The 16,825-nt window shown below is 48.3% G+C and carries 15 protein-coding genes, 1 tRNA gene and 1 pseudogene; 13 read left to right on the top strand and 4 right to left on the bottom strand.

The window, feature by feature from the left end; translation table 11 throughout:
- Nucleotides 1-43 precede the first annotated feature (43 nt).
- On the bottom strand, nucleotides 44-535 hold the full coding sequence (gene lrp / locus LG288_RS05420; protein ID WP_404402796.1) for a leucine-responsive transcriptional regulator Lrp: 492 nt from the start codon (nucleotides 533-535) through the stop codon (nucleotides 44-46).
- A gap of 142 nt (nucleotides 536-677) precedes the next feature.
- Here lrp and ald point away from each other — a divergent pair, with 142 nt between their 5' ends.
- The 5 genes from ald to infA are packed head-to-tail and all read left to right on the top strand — an operon-like array spanning nucleotide 678 to nucleotide 4,520.
- Nucleotides 678-1,805: an alanine dehydrogenase gene (ald, locus tag LG288_RS05415; RefSeq protein ID WP_404402794.1), complete on the top strand. Its 1,128-nt coding sequence runs from the start codon at nucleotides 678-680 to the stop codon at nucleotides 1,803-1,805.
- A 38-nt stretch (nucleotides 1,806-1,843) separates the two neighbouring features.
- A complete protein-coding gene (trxB, locus tag LG288_RS05410; protein ID WP_404402792.1) occupies nucleotides 1,844-2,800 on the top strand; it encodes a thioredoxin-disulfide reductase in 957 nt (318 codons plus the stop codon).
- A 33-nt stretch (nucleotides 2,801-2,833) separates the two neighbouring features.
- On the top strand, nucleotides 2,834-3,541 hold the full coding sequence (gene aat, locus LG288_RS05405; protein WP_404402790.1) for a leucyl/phenylalanyl-tRNA--protein transferase: 708 nt from the start codon (nucleotides 2,834-2,836) through the stop codon (nucleotides 3,539-3,541).
- Nucleotides 3,538-4,254, top strand: a complete 717-nt coding sequence (locus tag LG288_RS05400; protein WP_404402788.1) for an arginyltransferase — start codon at nucleotides 3,538-3,540, stop codon at nucleotides 4,252-4,254. The genes aat and LG288_RS05400 overlap by 4 nt, the downstream gene beginning before the upstream one ends.
- A gap of 47 nt (nucleotides 4,255-4,301) precedes the next feature.
- Nucleotides 4,302-4,520: a translation initiation factor IF-1 gene (gene infA / locus LG288_RS05395; RefSeq protein WP_071463778.1), complete on the top strand. Its 219-nt coding sequence runs from the start codon at nucleotides 4,302-4,304 to the stop codon at nucleotides 4,518-4,520.
- Nucleotides 4,521-4,604: 84 nt separating this feature from the next.
- On the opposite strand, the gene clpA is transcribed toward infA, so the two are convergent.
- Together clpA and clpS are read right to left on the bottom strand one after the other, a co-directional pair.
- Nucleotides 4,605-6,878, bottom strand: a complete 2,274-nt coding sequence (clpA, locus tag LG288_RS05390; protein ID WP_404402786.1) for an ATP-dependent Clp protease ATP-binding subunit ClpA — start codon at nucleotides 6,876-6,878, stop codon at nucleotides 4,605-4,607.
- 26 nt (nucleotides 6,879-6,904) lie between these two features.
- Entirely contained in the window at nucleotides 6,905-7,219 is a 315-nt protein-coding gene (gene clpS, locus LG288_RS05385) for an ATP-dependent Clp protease adapter ClpS (protein ID WP_404402784.1), read from the bottom strand.
- Between the two features lie 222 nt (nucleotides 7,220-7,441).
- On the opposite strand from clpS, the gene cspD reads away from it, so the two are divergent.
- Nucleotides 7,442-7,657 (top strand): cold shock domain-containing protein CspD, encoded by a 216-nt coding sequence (gene cspD / locus LG288_RS05380; protein ID WP_404402782.1) that lies wholly within the window; start codon nucleotides 7,442-7,444, stop codon nucleotides 7,655-7,657.
- An 81-nt stretch (nucleotides 7,658-7,738) separates the two neighbouring features.
- Here cspD and yejK read toward each other — a convergent pair whose 3' ends face one another.
- Nucleotides 7,739-8,782 carry a nucleoid-associated protein YejK gene (gene yejK / locus LG288_RS05375; RefSeq protein WP_404402780.1) on the bottom strand — a complete coding sequence of 348 codons (1,044 nt, stop codon included), beginning with the start codon at nucleotides 8,780-8,782 and terminating at the stop codon, nucleotides 7,739-7,741.
- Nucleotides 8,783-8,853: 71 nt separating this feature from the next.
- On the opposite strand from yejK, the gene LG288_RS05370 reads away from it, so the two are divergent.
- From LG288_RS05370 to LG288_RS05340, 7 genes and pseudogenes are all read left to right on the top strand, one after another.
- On the top strand, nucleotides 8,854-10,494 hold the full coding sequence (locus tag LG288_RS05370) for a DUF3413 domain-containing protein (protein WP_404402778.1): 1,641 nt from the start codon (nucleotides 8,854-8,856) through the stop codon (nucleotides 10,492-10,494).
- Between the two features lie 80 nt (nucleotides 10,495-10,574).
- Nucleotides 10,575-10,651: transfer RNA gene (locus LG288_RS05365), tRNA-Pro, on the top strand.
- 250 nt (nucleotides 10,652-10,901) lie between these two features.
- Nucleotides 10,902-12,473: a methyl-accepting chemotaxis protein gene (locus tag LG288_RS05360; protein WP_404402776.1), complete on the top strand. Its 1,572-nt coding sequence runs from the start codon at nucleotides 10,902-10,904 to the stop codon at nucleotides 12,471-12,473.
- An 18-nt stretch (nucleotides 12,474-12,491) separates the two neighbouring features.
- The gene (locus LG288_RS05355) at nucleotides 12,492-15,650 is read left to right on the top strand and encodes an EAL domain-containing protein (RefSeq protein WP_404402774.1); all 3,159 of its coding nucleotides are present in this window, start codon (nucleotides 12,492-12,494) and stop codon (nucleotides 15,648-15,650) included.
- Between the two features lie 37 nt (nucleotides 15,651-15,687).
- Nucleotides 15,688-15,924 (top strand): annotated as a pseudogene (locus tag LG288_RS05350) (diguanylate cyclase domain-containing protein); the annotation flags it as partial.
- Nucleotides 15,925-16,461 (top strand): EAL domain-containing protein, encoded by a 537-nt coding sequence (locus LG288_RS05345; RefSeq protein WP_404402772.1) that lies wholly within the window; start codon nucleotides 15,925-15,927, stop codon nucleotides 16,459-16,461.
- Complete coding sequence (locus LG288_RS05340; protein WP_404402770.1) at nucleotides 16,430-16,726, top strand: EAL domain-containing protein; 297 nt, start codon at nucleotides 16,430-16,432, stop codon at nucleotides 16,724-16,726. Before LG288_RS05345 ends, LG288_RS05340 begins: the two co-directional genes overlap by 32 nt.
- The last annotated feature ends 99 nt before the right edge of the window (nucleotides 16,727-16,825 follow it).

The following is a 16,825-nucleotide window of genomic DNA, read 5'->3' as shown; positions in this document are numbered from 1 at the left end:
TATCCTGCGGTTGCAGTGATTGTAGCGAAACTGACGCTGAATGTTAGCCCTTTACTAAGACTTTATTTTCTTGTTTGACCTCTTCCATGACTACATAGGTACGCGATTCATCAACACCCGGCATAGTCAGCAGTGTTTCCCCGAGTAATTTACGGTAAGCACGCATGTCAGGCACCCGGGCTTTTATCAGAAAGTCAAAATCGCCGGCAACCAGGTGGCATTCCAGTATTTCATCGGTTTCACGGGCGGCGGTACTGAACTGGGCAAAAGCATCAGCCGAAGTTCGGGTCAGGGTGATTTCGACAAATACCATTAGGTTTGCGCCTAGCTTTGCCGGGTTAATTTTCGCATGATAGCTTTCGATTACCCCCTCGCGCTCGAGCTTACGCACCCGTTCCAGACAGGCCGTGGCGCTAAGCCCTATCTGGCGGGCCAAAGAGACGTTCGATATACGCCCGTCTTGCTGAAGTAGCCGCAATATTTTACGGTCAATTCGGTCAATAGTAATTTCTGCAGGTTCTTCGGCAACAAACATAATTTTTATCTATAAAAAACACTGTTGGTAAAATATAACACTAATTAGTACTATAAAAAAAGTGCGTCATACAGCCCATTTTCCGTCTATAATCTGCCGCAGAAATTCACTCTTGTTATTACTGAAAATTAGAGGCTGTCACATGCTGATTGGTGTACCTAAAGAAATTAAAAACCACGAATACCGCATCGGTTTAACTCCTTCAACCGTGCGCGAATACGTCGAGAACGGTCACGATGTTATTATCGAAAATAACGGTGGCGCCGCCATTGGTTTTACCAACGAGCAGTACCTAGAAGCTGGTGCCAGCATTGTTGACACCGCCGAAGAGATCTTTGCCCGCGCCGACATGATTGTTAAGGTAAAAGAACCGCAGCCTGACGAGTGCAAGATGTTGCGCGAAGGCCAAATCTTATACACCTTTTTGCATTTGGCGCCGGATCCGACTCAGACCGAGCTTTTGGCCCGCTCTAAGTGTACCGCTATTGCTTACGAAACCGTAACCGATAATCGCAACGGTCTGCCACTGCTGGCACCAATGAGCGAAGTGGCCGGTCGTATGTCCGTTCAGGCCGGCGCTCATTATCTGGAAAAAGCCCATGGCGGTAGCGGTACCTTGCTGGGCGGCGTTCCCGGGGTAGCACCGGGTACCGTTTTGATCATCGGCGGCGGTGTTGTCGGTACCAATGCCGCTAAGATGGCGATTGGTATGGGCGCAGATGTCACTATTCTGGACCGCTCACTGCCGCGCCTGCGCGAACTGGACGATATTTTCAGCGGCCGTGTTAAAACCGTTTACTCAACTGTTGACGCCATTGACAAATACTCTCGTGAAGCCGACCTGGTTGTGGGTGCGGTATTAATTCCCGGAGCGGCAGCACCTAAGTTGCTGACCCGCGAGAACATCAGTAATATGAAACCCGGATCTGTGCTGGTTGATGTAGCTATCGACCAGGGTGGCTGTTTTGAGACTTCAAAAGCAACGACTCACCAGGATCCTGTTTACATTATCGATGATGTGGTGCACTACTGTGTAGCGAATATGCCCGGTGGCGTTGCCCGCACCTCGACCATTGCTCTTAACAATGCAACCCTGCCTTATGGTATTGCTCTGGCGAACCAAGGCGTTAAAGCAATGCTGCAAAATGAACACCTATTGCGTGGACTTAACATGCACAAAGGCAAAATCACCTATAAAGCGGTGCATGATGACCTGGGTGAACAACTGGGACTGTCTTATCAGGACCCGCGTGAAGCATTACAAGGTTAAGCGTGTTAATCAGCAGAATAAACATCTAGGAGTTACCGATGGCAGAAGCTAAACATTGTAAGTTGTTAATTTTAGGCTCAGGCCCGGCCGGTTACACTGCCGCTGTGTATGCAGCTCGCGCTAATTTGGATCCGGTACTGGTTACCGGTATGCAACAAGGTGGTCAGTTGACCACCACCACCGATGTCGAAAACTGGCCAGGCGACCCAGAGGGTCTGACCGGTCCCGACTTAATGGTTCGTATGCAACAACATGCGGAACGTTTTAACACCGAAATGGTTTTTGACCATATTAGTGGCGTTGATTTTTCTCAGCGGCCGTTCCGGTTAACCGGTGATACCGGTGAGTACACCGCCGATGCGGTCATCATCAGCACCGGCGCTTCGGCAAAATATCTGGGCCTTGATTCCGAGCAGGAGTTTATGGGTAAAGGCGTTTCTGCCTGTGCGACCTGTGACGGTTTCTTTTATAAAAAACAGAAAGTCTGCGTTGTCGGTGGCGGAAATACCGCTGTTGAAGAAGCGCTTTATCTGTCTAATATTGCCAGCGAAGTTCACGTTATTCATCGCCGTGATACTTTCCGCGCTGAAAAGATCCTGGTCGACCGGCTGCGTGATAAAGAGCGTGACGGCAACGTAACCTTTCACCTGAACAAAACGCTGGATGAAGTTTTAGGTGACGAAACGGGCGTTACCGGGGTACGCATTAAAGATACTGAAAACGGCGATTTCAGCGAGCTGGACGTTGCCGGCTGCTTTATTGCCATTGGTCACCAACCCAATACCGGTATTTTTGATGGTCAGCTGGATATGCTCAATGGCTATATTAAGGTACAAAGTGGTACAGAAGGTAATGCTACTGCCACCAGCGTACCCGGCGTATTTGCCGCCGGTGACGTAATGGACCACATCTATCGCCAGGCAATTACCTCAGCTGGCAGTGGCTGCATGGCTGCGTTGGATGCCGAACGTTACCTTGATGCGTTAACTCAATGAAGGCCCTGATTGAGCACTTATGATTGAGCGCCTATGATAGTTCAGTTAAACAGTCGCTCAATCAGCTTTCCCCCTCCGGCAACCGCCCTGCATGAACCCAATGGTCTGCTGGCGGTTGGCGGAGATTTATCCCCCGCACGCTTAATGCATGCCTACCGGCAAGGTATTTTCCCATGGTTCGGTGCCGATGACCCGATCCTTTGGTGGTCACCCGATCCCCGTGCTGTTTTTTTACCCGACAGCATCCACTGTTCAAAAAGTTTGCGCAAAGCACTGCGTAAAGAAAACTGGCGCGTTACCATTAACCGTAACTTCGCGTTGGTTGTCCAGGCCTGCGCTGAGATTCGTTCTGATCAGGAAGGCACCTGGATTACCGATACTATGAAAGATGCATACCAACAGCTGCATCAGCTGGGCAATGCACATTCCGTCGAAGTATGGCTAGACGGGCAATTGGTTGGCGGACTTTATGGTATTGCGGTGGGCCGCGCTTTTTGTGGTGAGAGTATGTTTCACCGTTACACCAACGCCTCAAAAGTTGCCTTAAAAGTCTTTGCTGAACACTTTGCTGCAGCCGGCGGCTTATTGATCGACTGCCAGGTCAGCAACCCACATTTAACCTCGTTGGGGGCCTGTGAAATCGACCGGGACAGTTTTTTAAACCGCCTGCAGCTGGCAGCGCAGCAGCAAATGCCCCAGGATTTTTGGATAACACGACAATTGCCCCAGGTCGCCTTATGACGATGCAGTTTGGCATTACCCGCGAAACAGCCTGTGGATATTTACAGGATCAGAACGAGCGTCTGATCGTCGCCGTACCCGACCAGCAATGTGCAATGAATACCGAACGCTATCAATATCTGCTGCAGCACGGTTTTCGGCGCTCGCACAATGATGTCTACCGCCCCTATTGTCGTTTATGTCAGGCCTGCCAGTCGATAAGGGTGTTGGCGAATGAATTCAGTTACAGTAAAAATCAGCGTCGGGTGATCAACAACAACAAGGATCTGGTAAGGCGCACCGTGCAGCAACCGGCTGCTGATTACAGCGCGCTGTTTTGCCAGTTTATCGAACAGCGCCACCGCGATGGCGGAATGTATCCCCCCGATGCCGAGGGCTTCTGGTACTGGTGCGACTGCGACTGGATGACACCGGAATACATCGAATGGCGCGATGCCGATCAGAATCTGGTGATGGTTTCAGTCATTGATGCCGTACCCGATGCTCTGTCGGCGATGTACACCTTTTTTCATCCGCAGCTAGCGGCGCGTTCTTTAGGCACTTATGCAATATTGCAACTTATTGACTTGTGTCAGCAACGCAACAAAGATTATTTGTACTTAGGCTACCAAATCGACGAGTGTCAAAAGATGAATTATAAAGCCCGGTTTACCCCAAATGAACGACTCATTGGCAATCACTGGCAAAAAGCGGTAAAATCAACCAAACGTTAAGACAGTCGTGCGAAAACGCACAATAACCAGAAAATCAGAGGATATTAATGGCGAAAGAAGACAGCATTGAAATGCAGGGCACCGTACTAGATACCTTGCCGAATACAATGTTCCGTGTTGAGCTGGAAAACGGGCATGTCGTTACTGCACACATCTCAGGTAAAATGCGTAAGCACTATATTCGTATTTTAACCGGCGACACAGTAACGGTTCAATTAACTCCTTACGATCTCAGTAAAGGACGCATCGTCTTCCGCGCCCGTTAAGCTAATAAGTCATAAAAAAAAAGCTGCTTTTCAAGCAGCTTTTTTGTTTTCCTTGTCCGGTTTGTACTGCAGCGACTCCGGCAACTAACTTTCGACCGCCTCGTTACTGCTGTCGTAATCAAAGGTTAATTCATCACCGGCGCCTTTAGAAACAACCACCCGGCCACCGCGAGTTAACTGACCAAATAAAATTTCATTGGCTAGTGTTTTCTTCACGTTCTCCTGGATAACACGCCCCATTGGCCGCGCTCCCATTTGTTTGTCGTAACCTTTAGCGGCAAGCCAGTCCATTGCCGCCTGATCAACCTCCAGCGATACGCCTTTACGATCCAGCTGCGCCTGCAGTTCGGTAATAAACTTATCAACCACCTGCTTGATAACTTCTTCATCCAGATGATTAAACCAGACAATGCTATCCAGCCGGTTACGGAATTCCGGAGTAAAGGTACGGTTAATTTCGGCCATCGCATCGTGACTGTGGTCCTGCTGTTTAAAGCCAATAGACTTGCGAACAGTTTCACGGACACCAGCGTTAGTCGTCATAACGATAATGACATTACGGAAATCAGCTTTACGGCCATTATTGTCCGTTAAGGTTCCGTTATCCATTACCTGTAGCAGAATGTTAAACACATCCGGGTGTGCCTTTTCGATCTCATCCAGCAACAACACACAATGCGGTTGCTTGATTACCGAGTCTGTTAACAGGCCGCCCTGATCAAAACCAACGTAGCCCGGAGGGGCGCCAATCAAACGGCTGACAGCATGACGTTCCATGTATTCGGACATGTCAAAACGCACCAATTCGATACCCATCGCCTTGGCAAGCTGCTGGGTCACCTCAGTTTTACCTACCCCAGTCGGGCCGGCAAACAAAAATGAACCGATCGGTTGTTGCTCATTACCAAGGCCCGAGCGCGACAGGCGAATCGCTGATGTCAGTTTATCAATGGCTTCATCCTGACCAAAGACCACCATTTTCAGGTTACGATCCAGCTGTTGCAGAACATCCTGATCGGTCCGCGAAACCGATTGCTCGGGAATACGGGCGATTTTGGCGATAATAGTTTCAATGTCCTGCACACCCACGGTTTTACGGCGTTTGGACGGCGGCAGTAAGCGCTGTGAGGCGCCTGCTTCATCCATCACATCAATGGCTTTATCCGGCAAATGGCGTTCGTTAATGTATTTAGCCGAAAGCTCAGCAGCGGCTTTAATCGCCGGTTGCGTATAGCGAATACCGTGATGACTTTCGTACCGATCCTTCAGCCCCATCAGGATTTTTGTCGTATCCTCGACTGAAGGTTCGATAACATCAACTTTCTGGAATCGACGCACCAGGGCGCGATCTTTTTCGAAAACGTTTTTAAACTCAGTATAAGTGGTCGAGCCAATGCATTTAAGCTGGCCACTGGAAAGTAACGGCTTTAACAAATTGGAAGCGTCAAGAACACCACCACTGGCCGCACCGGCACCGATAATAGTGTGTATTTCGTCAATAAACAAAATGGCGTTTTCGCGCTCACTAAGTTCTTTAAGCAACTGTTTGAAGCGTTTTTCGAAGTCTCCGCGATATTTTGTACCAGCCAGCAGGCCGCCCATATCAAGGGAATAAATCACCGCGTCCTGAAGAATTTCGGGTACGTTATTGTTAACAATGCGATACGCAAGACCCTCAGCTATTGCCGTTTTACCGACACCCGCCTCACCAACCAATAGCGGGTTATTTTTACGTCGCCGGCAAAGTATCTGCGCACAGCGCTCTACCTCGAAGTCACGGCCAATGAGGGGATCGATGCGGCCTTCTTTTGCCTGCATATTAAGATTGCTGCAAAAGCGCTTTAAATGGCTTTTTTGATCTTCCTGCATCTCGGCAGCTTCTTCCTCGTCAACCGGCTCATCATCATCGCCAGCTTCATCTTCCATGCGCGAACTGCCGTGCGAAATGTAATTAACAATATCCAACCGGGTGATTTCGTATTTGTTCAGTAAGTAAACAGCCTGTGATTCTTGTTCACTAAAAATTGCCACCAACACGTTAGCACCGGTTACTTCCGCATTACCCGATGACTGCACATGAAAAACGGCTCGTTGCAATACCCGTTGAAAGCCCAGTGTAGGTTGCGTATCCGTTGTTTCGTCAGCGCTTTCAAAGGCCGGGGTACTGCGATCGATATAGCTGAGCAACTCTTCTTTCAGCTGCTCAAAATTAGCACCACAAGCTCGCAAAACATCTGCGGCATCAGGGTTTTCCAGCAATGCGACTAACAGGTGCTCCACGGTCATCAGTTCATGGTGACGTTCGCGCGCTAAACGAAAGGCATCGTTTAACGTTAATTCAAGGGCTTTATTTAACATTTACCACTCCTTACCGCCATGCTGGCTTATTCCTGCTCCATTGTACATAACAAAGGATGCTGATTTTCGCGCGCATATTGGTTGACCTGTACGACTTTTGTCTCTGCAATTTCTGCGGAATAAACCCCGCAGACGGCTTTCCCTTTATAGTGCACCTGCAACATTGTGTCGGTAGCACGTTCCGAATCCATCTTAAAAAATTTCATCAACACTTCAATGACAAAATCCATCGGTGTGTAGTCATCGTTGTTCAGGATAACTTTATACATCGAAGGAGGCTTAGGCTCCTGTTTTTCTTTCTCTTCTAAATCAAAGAGATGCTGATGGTCAGACTGACTCATGTATCAATAACCTATTATCACTATAGTGTATTTGTTACGGGTCTTTGGTATTTTATTCGAAAAGCATTAACAAAAATGTTGGTTTTTTCACCACAAATGCTTGACTATTACCCTGCATTTCCTAGAGTAGACATGGTGCTGACATCGATCAATTTCAAGTTGGCACTGCGAGTACTCTAATAATAAAAAAAATTCTCTGTTGCAAAAGAAGGAAGTAGAAGTATGGCTACCGGAAAAGTGAAATGGTTCAATAACTCAAAAGGCTTTGGCTTTATTGAGAGTCAGGACCGTGAAGGTGACATCTTCGCACACTACTCCACCATCGATATGGAGGGGTATCGCACTCTTAAAGCCGGTCAAACCGTCGAGTTTGAATTGGAAGAAGGGCCTAAAGGCCTGCATGCCTCCAATATTGTTCCGGGCACCACCGACAAGTAGTGGTTTTACTTACTAAAACATACTTAACAAACGCCGGCTTAAAGCCGGCGTTTTCTTTTCACCTTCAAATAACCGCACCGATTAACTATCAATACCGAAATAACGTCTTAATTGATCACGAAGGTTAGGTGGCGTGCCATGAATTGTCAGCGTATCCGTAGCGGCATCATAATCAATACGCTCGCCCAGCTGAGTATGATCAAAGCCGACACTGACACCACCGCCCTGGCCCTGAAACTTAACCAGCTTGCGTAGTGTCGACTTATCCGCCGGAAATTCTTCAGGCAGCTCAGCCTGTTGCTGCTCGGCATAGTCGCGACTAAAATCGGCAAAGCTTTTGTCGGCGGGCTGAGCCTGAGCAAAGTGCTCAGACAAATCCTTAACCCGGACATCCTCACCCTGCTTCCACTGTTGATCACAATATTCATAAGCTACAGCATTCAGCGACTGACGTTGTTGAGGCTCAAGCTCGGCCTGTTGACCGTATTCGTTAACCGCTTCAATTAGCGTCTGCGTCTGCGATTTTGAGTTCAGACGCTCAGTACAACCTAAGAAGTCGAGAAAGAAATCCGAGACTTTGCGCCCTGCGCGGCCTTTAATAAACGAAATATAGCGCTCGCTATCACGATTAGTAGCCCATTCCGTTAAATCAATACGCGCAGCCAGCTGTACTTTGCTGATATCCAGCTGTGATGACTTGTTAACGGCCAAATCCGGGTTAATTGACACCCCTTCTTTGACCGGCAAAAATGCCACCAGCAGATAATCCGTGCTGAGGTGCTGATAGCGGGTAATCAGCAGAAAACCGGCTTCCAGCATTTTGTAATTTTGCAGCTGCTGCAATAACAATCGACTCGCCTGCTGACTGAACTCAACAAATTGCAATTCATCTTGCTGCCACTGTTTTAAAATATCCGGAAACTGACTGCGCTCGCCATCGTCGGCTTCAGTCAGGAAACTGGCGTAGCCTTTAGCCGGTTTATTAACATAAACCTGAGTTAATTCTTCCAGTAATTCATGCAGTTGCTCGTCTTCGGGCAAGGCTTCCGGTGCAAGCCGCAGGCCCATTTGTTCGTCATGGCGGTAAAACTCGTGAATAATGCTGTTTTCAATGCGTAGTTGCATATGCGGGACTATCCTTGCAAAATCGCTGTGTTAGACTTATCACCTATAGTGTATCACGGGAATAATTAAGAATGGGAAAACACCAACGCCGCGATAAGATCGCCCGGCTGATCAGTTGGGGTCATTGGTTTACCTTTATCAACATTATTCTCTGTCTGATACTGGGTGCGCTTTATATCGAAGCCACCCCACCGTCCGACTCGGCCATTGGCACCCTGTATACCCTGGTCAACTGGATTGGCCATTTTGCGTTCTTGCCCTTTGTCTTTTTTATTGTCCTGATTTTTCCCTTTTGTCTGCTACTGCCTTACTCGCGAATACTGCGCGGCTGGTCGGCATTAGTTGGCTCGCTGGGCATTATTGCGTTAACTGCCGATTTATTATTTTTCCGTCAGTACGGTTATCATCTCAACGCTTATTCTCTGGCACAAATGGCAAAGGATGCAGAAAGTGTGTTCACCGGTGCCAGCTTTTTGATTATCTTAGCTACCTTGCTGGGTTTCCTGGTTATTCTGGGCGTACAACTGCTGATTGCTAACTACACCTGGAAGCATTTGCAGGAATTACAGCAACGGCGACTTGGGGCTCCGGCTGTGGCTATCTTTGTGTTGTGCTTTTTCAGTAGTCATTTAACTCATGTCTGGGCTGATGCGGAATTATACGAGCCGATCACCCAGCAGGACGATATGTTCCCGCTGTCTTATCCGACAACCGCAAAAACGTTGATGGCCAAACATGGTTTTATTGACGCACAAAGTTATCAGGCTCAGCAGCAAATGTTGATGGCAGCGGATAATGTCAGCTTACGCTACCCGCAAAATCAACTGCTTTGCAGTAAATTTGAAAACAGCCGGGCAACCACTTTGATTGTTTTTGACCGTTTAGATGCCGATGCGCAACGTCAGGTCAAACAACAAAGTCAGGCTTTTAATGTTGATCCTGCTCCGGTCCAGTTATTAGGACATCCGAACCGCCAGGGCGGTCTGTTTCAATTACTTTATGGGCTACCCGATTTTTATCTTGATACTCTGGCAGCGCAGCAAATGCTGCCGGCTTATTTAAAGCCACTACAGGACTTTGGAGTGCAGGTTAACTGGCATAGCTCTGACAACTGGCCAGACGAACTAAAGCTTTCTCAATTTCATTCCGACTGGCAGTCCGACTCTTTAGCAGATCTACGTACCCGGACCGGAAATCAAATTAATGTCGTATTTTTGCAGCAACAGGACATCGGTTCTCTGCGCCAGCTGTTACAGCAAACTGAGGGACAGAAGCTGCTGATTGCCGCGTTAGCCCCGTCGACTTCCGAATCATTGCTTGGACAGCGCCAGTTTATGCCCGAGAATATGGCGGTACCGCTGTTCGAGCGCGGCTTCAATATTCCCGCGCGACCTATCGCCGGATTAATGGATCTGATGCCGACCGTACTCACCCAAACCATGTCCTGTGCCGGTGGCACGAAAAATTACAGCAATGGTAAAAGCTTACAAAAAGTCAATGAACGCTGGCCACTGGTTGAAACCTACAGCCCCTATATTGTTATCTACACCAGCGACGATATTACCATTCTGGATAATACCGGCCAATTCAGTGTCTATGACTTTTCCAGTTTTGAACTTAAAAAAGGTGCAGATCCTACAGTACCTGTGCTGATTGATGCCTTGAAAGACCTCAAGCGTTTTAGCTACGATAGCAAAAACAGCGGTAACTGATTAATTTTAAAGCAGTTAGTTTTAAGAGCCCGGAAAATACTTGCTTATTGCGGCTAAATCCGTAATATACGCTCCGCGGTCGGCGTGTGGCGCAGCTTGGTAGCGCACTGTCATGGGGTGTCAGGGGTCGGAGGTTCAAATCCTCTCACGCCGACCAATTCTAAAGGCTTTCAGCCATTTTCCTCTATTTATTTATAATTAACTCGCAAAATCCGGGGCCATTTTGGTGCCTGCAATTAGATTGAAACCACCACTACTGAAAACTTGTCTAATAAATTTCATACGTTAATAACCACATAAATCGTATGGTTTAAACGCGCCTTGCGTATTAATATCCCCCCTACTAGGCTAATTGTATAACTTAAGATTTTTGATTCAGAGCCAGTTAACCAGAGAGATCTTTTCGAATGAGAAATAACCAGCCTGTCACACAGAACGAGTATCGTTTCCCAAGTGATCGGCGCCTGATTTCGTCAACTGACAAACACGGCAATATTCAGTACTTCAACCAGGCATTTCAAGAAGTCAGCGGCTTCACCCGCGACGAACTTCAGGGGGCCCCTCATAACTTGGTCCGCCACCCTGATATGCCGCCCGCAGTCTACGCCAATATGTGGAACACCATTAGTCAGGGCAAGCCCTGGATGGGGCTGGTTAAAAACCGGCGCAAAAACGGCGATCATTATTGGGTCAGCGCTTATGTGACGCCGATATTTGATGGCGATGACATTATTGGTTTTGAGTCCGTGCGGGTAATACCGGGCGAGCAACAAAAAAGGCGCGCTGAACGGGTTTATGCGCGGATGCGGGCTGGCAAGAAACCCTTTTCTGCCGCTCAGTACCTGGGCTTTTATGGCCGGCAACTGGCTCATATTTGGCTACCCAGTCTGCTGGTCGCCGCGTTCACAGCCATTATTCTGAGTCCGACAGCAGCCCTGCCTGTTATCGTGACAGGCATTCTGTTATGCCTTACCAATAACCGGCATATCGAGAAAGAATATCAGGAACTGCTGCAGCTTAAGCCCGATGCCTTTACTGAGAAGGTCGTCGCTGCCACCTATTCAAAGGATATCGGCAGTAAAGCTCAGCTCGAAATGATGTTGCTCAGCGAGGCTGCGCGGGCCCGCACTGCCATGACCCGCGTTGAGGACTCAGTTGCAACGCTAAATTCCATCGTGCATGCGACGCGGGAGCAGGCTGATGCCAGCAACGCCCTAATCGAAGAGCAAAATCAAAAGACTCAGGACATTGCCTCGGCGATTAATGAGATGTCGACTTCTATTCAGGAAGTTAGCCGCAGCGTACAAAGTAGTGCAGAGAAGTCTGATTATGCAGCCACTCGCGTTAATACCGGAACCGATGTTGCTGCTCAGGCCCTGCAGGCTATTCATCAGTTAAGCTCGTCGGTTTCGGCGATCGCCAGCACCGTACATGAGCTTTCAGAATCCACCGATGAAATTGGCAAAGCCGCGGATCTAATTACCGCCATTGCTGATCAAACCAACTTACTGGCGCTTAACGCTGCCATTGAAGCCGCGCGCGCCGGTGAGCACGGTCGCGGCTTTAGCGTTGTTGCCGATGAGGTCCGCACTCTGGCTACCCGTACCCGGGACTCTACCGATGGTATTCACAGTATCATTGAAAACCTTATCCAAAAGGCCGGAAATGCTGTTCAAGTTTCCAAGGAAGGCGAAGATGCGGCCGGTCAGGGGGTCGAAATGGTTGGCAAAACAGAGAAATCCCTGGAGGAAATTTTACAGGCTGTACAGTCCATCAACGATATGGCATTGCAGATGTCTTCTGCCGTAGAAGAGCAAAGTGGTGTTGTCGAGCACATTAACCAACAAGTGACTGAAATTGCGGATAGCTCGCGCACCGCCAGCGAAAATGCGAAAGAAACATCACTGTCCAGTAGTCGTCTGCAGAAAACCACCGATGACCTGTACAAGCTAATTCGACGCTTCAGCAACTCACATTAATTCATGGTGCCAGCCTCAATGCAACTATCAAAACACCCTGAAGATGAGGTAAAGCGCCTGACGGCGTTATTAAAGACCGGACTGTTGGACAGTCCGGCAGAAGAACGTTTTGACCGTTTTACACGCTTGGCTCAACAAACCTTTGATGTGCCAATTGCGTTAATTTCGTTAGTTGATTCACAGCGGCAATGGTTTAAGTCACGACAGGGGCTCAGCGTTACCGAAGCAAGCCTCGATAACTCGTTTTGCGCTTATGCGATAACGCGGGGCGATATTGTCGAAGTGCCTGATGCACTGGCTGAACCACGTTTTGCTAATCAGCCTTTGGATAGCACCGCGCCGCAGATACGTTACTACGCTGGAGCGGTGTTACGCTCCCTAGACGGCTATCCCATTGGTACACTGTGCATTCTCGATTACAAACCGGGGCAGTTGAGCGGCCCCCGGAAACAGGCCTTGCGCGACTTAGCAGACGCCGTCGAAAGTGAGATTCATCACATCGATCGTAGCCAGTTAAGCGAAGAATATCAGTCCCTGCAGCACCTGTCAGAGGTAATTGTCCGCGCCCAGTCTAACTTTATCCGGCTGGAAGACCGCACCCAGGCTTTTCGCATGTTGCTGGAGGACGTGCTGGAAATTACCAACAGTGAGTATGGCTTTATTGGCGATGTTCTCTTTGACGCCAGCGGCCAGCCTTACCTGAAAGCCCATGCGATTACGGATATTGCCTGGAATGACGAAAGTCAGGCCCTGTACGCTGAGCATGCCAGCAAAGGACTGGAGTTTCATAATCTTAAGTCGCTTATCGGCGCTACCCTGACCAGCAACGAGCCGGTTATTGCTAATGATGCCTCCACTGACAGTCGCAGCGGGGGTTTACCTAAAGGCCATCCAAAGCTAAAAGCGTTTTTAGGTATTCCGATTTTCAGTGCTGACAAGCTGGTGGCTATGGTCGGCCTGGCTAACCGACGCGAGGGTTACGATCAGCACCTGTTAAGCTTTCTTAATCCGTTATTGCTGGCCATTGGGCAAATTGTTGAAGCCTCTGTCCGGCATCAACAGCAGCTGGAGCATCAACAGGAGCTTAGCTATCTTTCCGCGGTAGCCAGTCAGACGACCAACGCGGTCATCATTACGGATATAAAAGGCAAAACGGAATGGGTTAACCATGGCTTTACCCGTCTAACCGGTTACCAGTCCAGCGAAATCTACGGCCAAAAGCCAGGGGATTTATTGCAAGGGATAAATACCGACCCGGCAACGGTGGCAACCATGGGCGACGCTTTAGCTAACCAGCAGGGCTTTGAAACCGAAGTCATTAATTATACGCGTGATGGTGAACCCTACTGGGTACGCATTTACTGCAATCCGTTAAACGATGAAAACGGCGCAGTGCAGGGATATATTGCAATAGAAAGTAATATTGACGCACAAAAAAATAACGAACTGGCGCTACAAGAGTCTGCTCAGTTGCAGGCCACAATTCTGAACACCATGGTTGATGGTCTGATAACCACGGATCAGTTTGGTATTATCCAGATGTGCAATCCCTCGGTTGAAAACATCTTTGGCTACTCCAAAGAGTGGTTAATTGGAAAAAACATCAAAACGCTGATGCCGGAAAACTATGCCGCTGTCCATGATGCCTACATGAAACAATACCGTGTAGCTGAGGCCGGACACGATATCATGGGCCGGGCTCGGGCATTAACAGCTAAACGTAAGAATGGCGACATATTCCCGGTCGAAATCGCCGTAAAAGAAACCGCTCATAACGGCGAGGCCCTCTATGTTGCCTCAATCAGGGATATTTCGGCGCTTCATCAACAACAGGAAGAAATAGAAAAGCTGGCCTATTTTGATCCGCTGACTCAACTGGCGAATCGTCGTCTGCTGAAAGCGCGCACGCAAAGTCTGTTTTTGGCAAGTACGCAGAGCAATCAGCAGCATTCCCTGCTATTTATTGACTTGGATAATTTTAAAAACGTTAATGATTCTTTAGGCCACACCATTGGTGACAAATTACTGATCGAAATGGGTGCTCGTATTCAGGCCAGTGTATTGTCCTGCAGCGATACCGTTGCGCGGTTAGGCGGGGATGAATTTTGCGTGTTATTGTCCTCACTTGGTGACTGCACAGAGCAAGCCAAACAGCGGGCGATACAAATAGCTGAGCGTATTATCAGCGAAGTCGAAAAACCGGTAATGATCGACGATTTCAAGCTAAAAACCTCCGCAAGTATTGGTATCAGTTTTTTCTGCGGCGAACAGGTTGAACTTGATGGCTTGATGAAACAGGCCGATATTGCCTTATATGAGGCTAAAGAGCGTGGTAAACGTCAGGTTTGCTGTTTTGATGCAAGCTCTGAAAAGCGCTTACTTCAGCGCCTTACCTTAGAATCGGATCTGCGCACCGCGCTTACAGAAAATACTCTGGAGGTACATTATCAACCGGTGGTTGACTGCGACTCACGAATCGTTAAGGTTGAAGCACTGGTGCGCTGGAACCATCCCACCGAAGGATGGATCCCGCCTGATCTTTTTATCCCGATTGCCGAAGCGTATCAGCTGATTAGCCCGTTAGGGCATTATGTTTTAACCACCGCTATCAAGGATATGGAAAATTGGCTGACCATTGCGCCCGAGCTTAACTGGCAAGTGGCCATCAACATCAGTCAGTTTCAGCTATCGGATGATCACTTTAAGCGCCAGACCTCAGCACTACTCAAACAGTCGTCATTAAAACCGGGACACTTAATTTTCGAGGTAACAGAAAGTGCCGTCGCCGAGGATATCGATGACAACATCAACCGAATGAGTGCGTTGAAGTCCATGGGGCTGTCGTTTTCTCTTGATGATTTTGGTACCGGTTACTCGTCGCTGGCCTACTTGAAGCAACTGCCCATCGGTGAACTGAAAATCGACCGCAGCTTTATCCGGGATGTGCCGCAGCAGCTGGATGATGTGGCTATTGTTAACTCGGTACTGTCGCTGGCAAAAGCCATGGGATTGAGCGTTGTTGCCGAAGGCGTAGAAACTGATGAGCAATGGCAATATCTTAAATCACTGAATTGTGAAAAGTTTCAGGGCTATTATTTTTCACGCCCACTACCCGCTGAACACATTGAACAACTGATTAAAGAGCAGCGATATCATGCATTAATAGTCGGCAACTGAGTCGCTTAGCTCTGCCTAATGTGAACTATTTCGTCACATTTGCTATATATCCTGCAGCGACACGGTTGCGCGACTGGGTGGCGACGAATTTTGTGTTTTATTATCATCTCTGAGCGACACCCATAAAGAAGCTAAAGCCCGTGCCATACATATAGCTGAACGCATTATTACCGAAATTGAAAAGTCGGTAATAATTGATGACATCAAGCTGAAAACATCCGCCAGTATCGGTATTACCTTTTTCTCCGGGGAACAAGTCGAACTGGACCCGCTGATGAAGCAAGCTGATATCGCCATGTATGAAGCTAAGGAAAGCGGAAAAAGCAGGATTTGCTGTTTTGATGCGGATTCAGAGCGAAGGCTGCAGGAACGTGTCACCATGGAAGCGGATCTCCGCACAGCGGTGGCCGAAGACGGGCTGTCGGTACACTATCAGCCGGTCGTTGATAACAGTTCGCGCATCGTTAAAGTCGAAGCGCTTGTACGTTGGCATCACCCCACCCGAGGTTGGATCCCGCCGGATGTTTTCATACCGATTGCCGAATCTTATAAATTGATTATTTCACTGGGTAATTTTGTTTTAAAAACCGCCATAAAAGATATGGAAAGCTGGATGACAAAAGATCCCGGCCTTGACTGGCAGGTAGCAATTAATATCAGTCAATTTCAGCTTTCATACGAACACTTTGAACGTCAGACCAAGGCGGCGTTTAAAGGTTCGAAGGTGAAGCCTTCTCATCTGATTTTCGAGATTACTGAGAGCGCACTTGCTCACGACATTGACAAAAACATCGAGCGAACTAAAAATTGACCGCAGTTTTATCACCGATGTGCCAAACCAGCTGGATGACGTGGCTATTGTAAACTCTATACTGTCGCTGGCTAAAGCGATGGGACTCAGCGTTCTGGCCGAGGGGGTGGAAAACAATACGCAGTGGCAGTATCTCAACTCATTAAATTGCGAATTGTTTCAGGGCTACTATTTTTCCAAACCCATACCTGCCAGTAAAATTGAAGATCTGATAGAACAGCAACGTCATCATCAATTGATAGAAAAAGATGACGATGACCAGTAACCTTTAATGCACAGCTAAATGGGATTATCTCGGCGATAAGTAACCCAAATTGTCACATTGCGATAAGCCGTTGGCTGTGCCAAATTAAGCCGATTGAAA

Source organism: Idiomarina seosinensis (assembly GCF_044797955.1).
Classification (GTDB): domain Bacteria; phylum Pseudomonadota; class Gammaproteobacteria; order Enterobacterales; family Alteromonadaceae; genus Idiomarina; species Idiomarina seosinensis_A.
This window is presented reverse-complemented; position numbering and strand designations above follow the sequence as displayed.

Bases quoted from the DNA above. Each gene is read 5' to 3' on its own strand.
- lrp (WP_404402796.1), bottom strand. From the start codon at position 535: ATGTTTGTTGCCGAAGAACCTGCAGAAATTACTATTGACCGAATTGAC.
- ald (WP_404402794.1), top strand. From the start codon at position 678: ATGCTGATTGGTGTACCTAAAGAAATTAAAAACCACGAATACCGCATC.
- trxB (WP_404402792.1), top strand. From the start codon at position 1,844: ATGGCAGAAGCTAAACATTGTAAGTTGTTAATTTTAGGCTCAGGCCCG.
- aat (WP_404402790.1), top strand. From the start codon at position 2,834: ATGATAGTTCAGTTAAACAGTCGCTCAATCAGCTTTCCCCCTCCGGCA.
- LG288_RS05400 (WP_404402788.1), top strand. From the start codon at position 3,538: ATGACGATGCAGTTTGGCATTACCCGCGAAACAGCCTGTGGATATTTA.
- infA (WP_071463778.1), top strand. From the start codon at position 4,302: ATGGCGAAAGAAGACAGCATTGAAATGCAGGGCACCGTACTAGATACC.
- clpA (WP_404402786.1), bottom strand. From the start codon at position 6,878: ATGTTAAATAAAGCCCTTGAATTAACGTTAAACGATGCCTTTCGTTTA.
- clpS (WP_404402784.1), bottom strand. From the start codon at position 7,219: ATGAGTCAGTCTGACCATCAGCATCTCTTTGATTTAGAAGAGAAAGAA.
- cspD (WP_404402782.1), top strand. From the start codon at position 7,442: ATGGCTACCGGAAAAGTGAAATGGTTCAATAACTCAAAAGGCTTTGGC.
- yejK (WP_404402780.1), bottom strand. From the start codon at position 8,782: ATGCAACTACGCATTGAAAACAGCATTATTCACGAGTTTTACCGCCAT.
- LG288_RS05370 (WP_404402778.1), top strand. From the start codon at position 8,854: ATGGGAAAACACCAACGCCGCGATAAGATCGCCCGGCTGATCAGTTGG.
- LG288_RS05360 (WP_404402776.1), top strand. From the start codon at position 10,902: ATGAGAAATAACCAGCCTGTCACACAGAACGAGTATCGTTTCCCAAGT.
- LG288_RS05355 (WP_404402774.1), top strand. From the start codon at position 12,492: ATGCAACTATCAAAACACCCTGAAGATGAGGTAAAGCGCCTGACGGCG.
- LG288_RS05345 (WP_404402772.1), top strand. From the start codon at position 15,925: ATGAAGCAAGCTGATATCGCCATGTATGAAGCTAAGGAAAGCGGAAAA.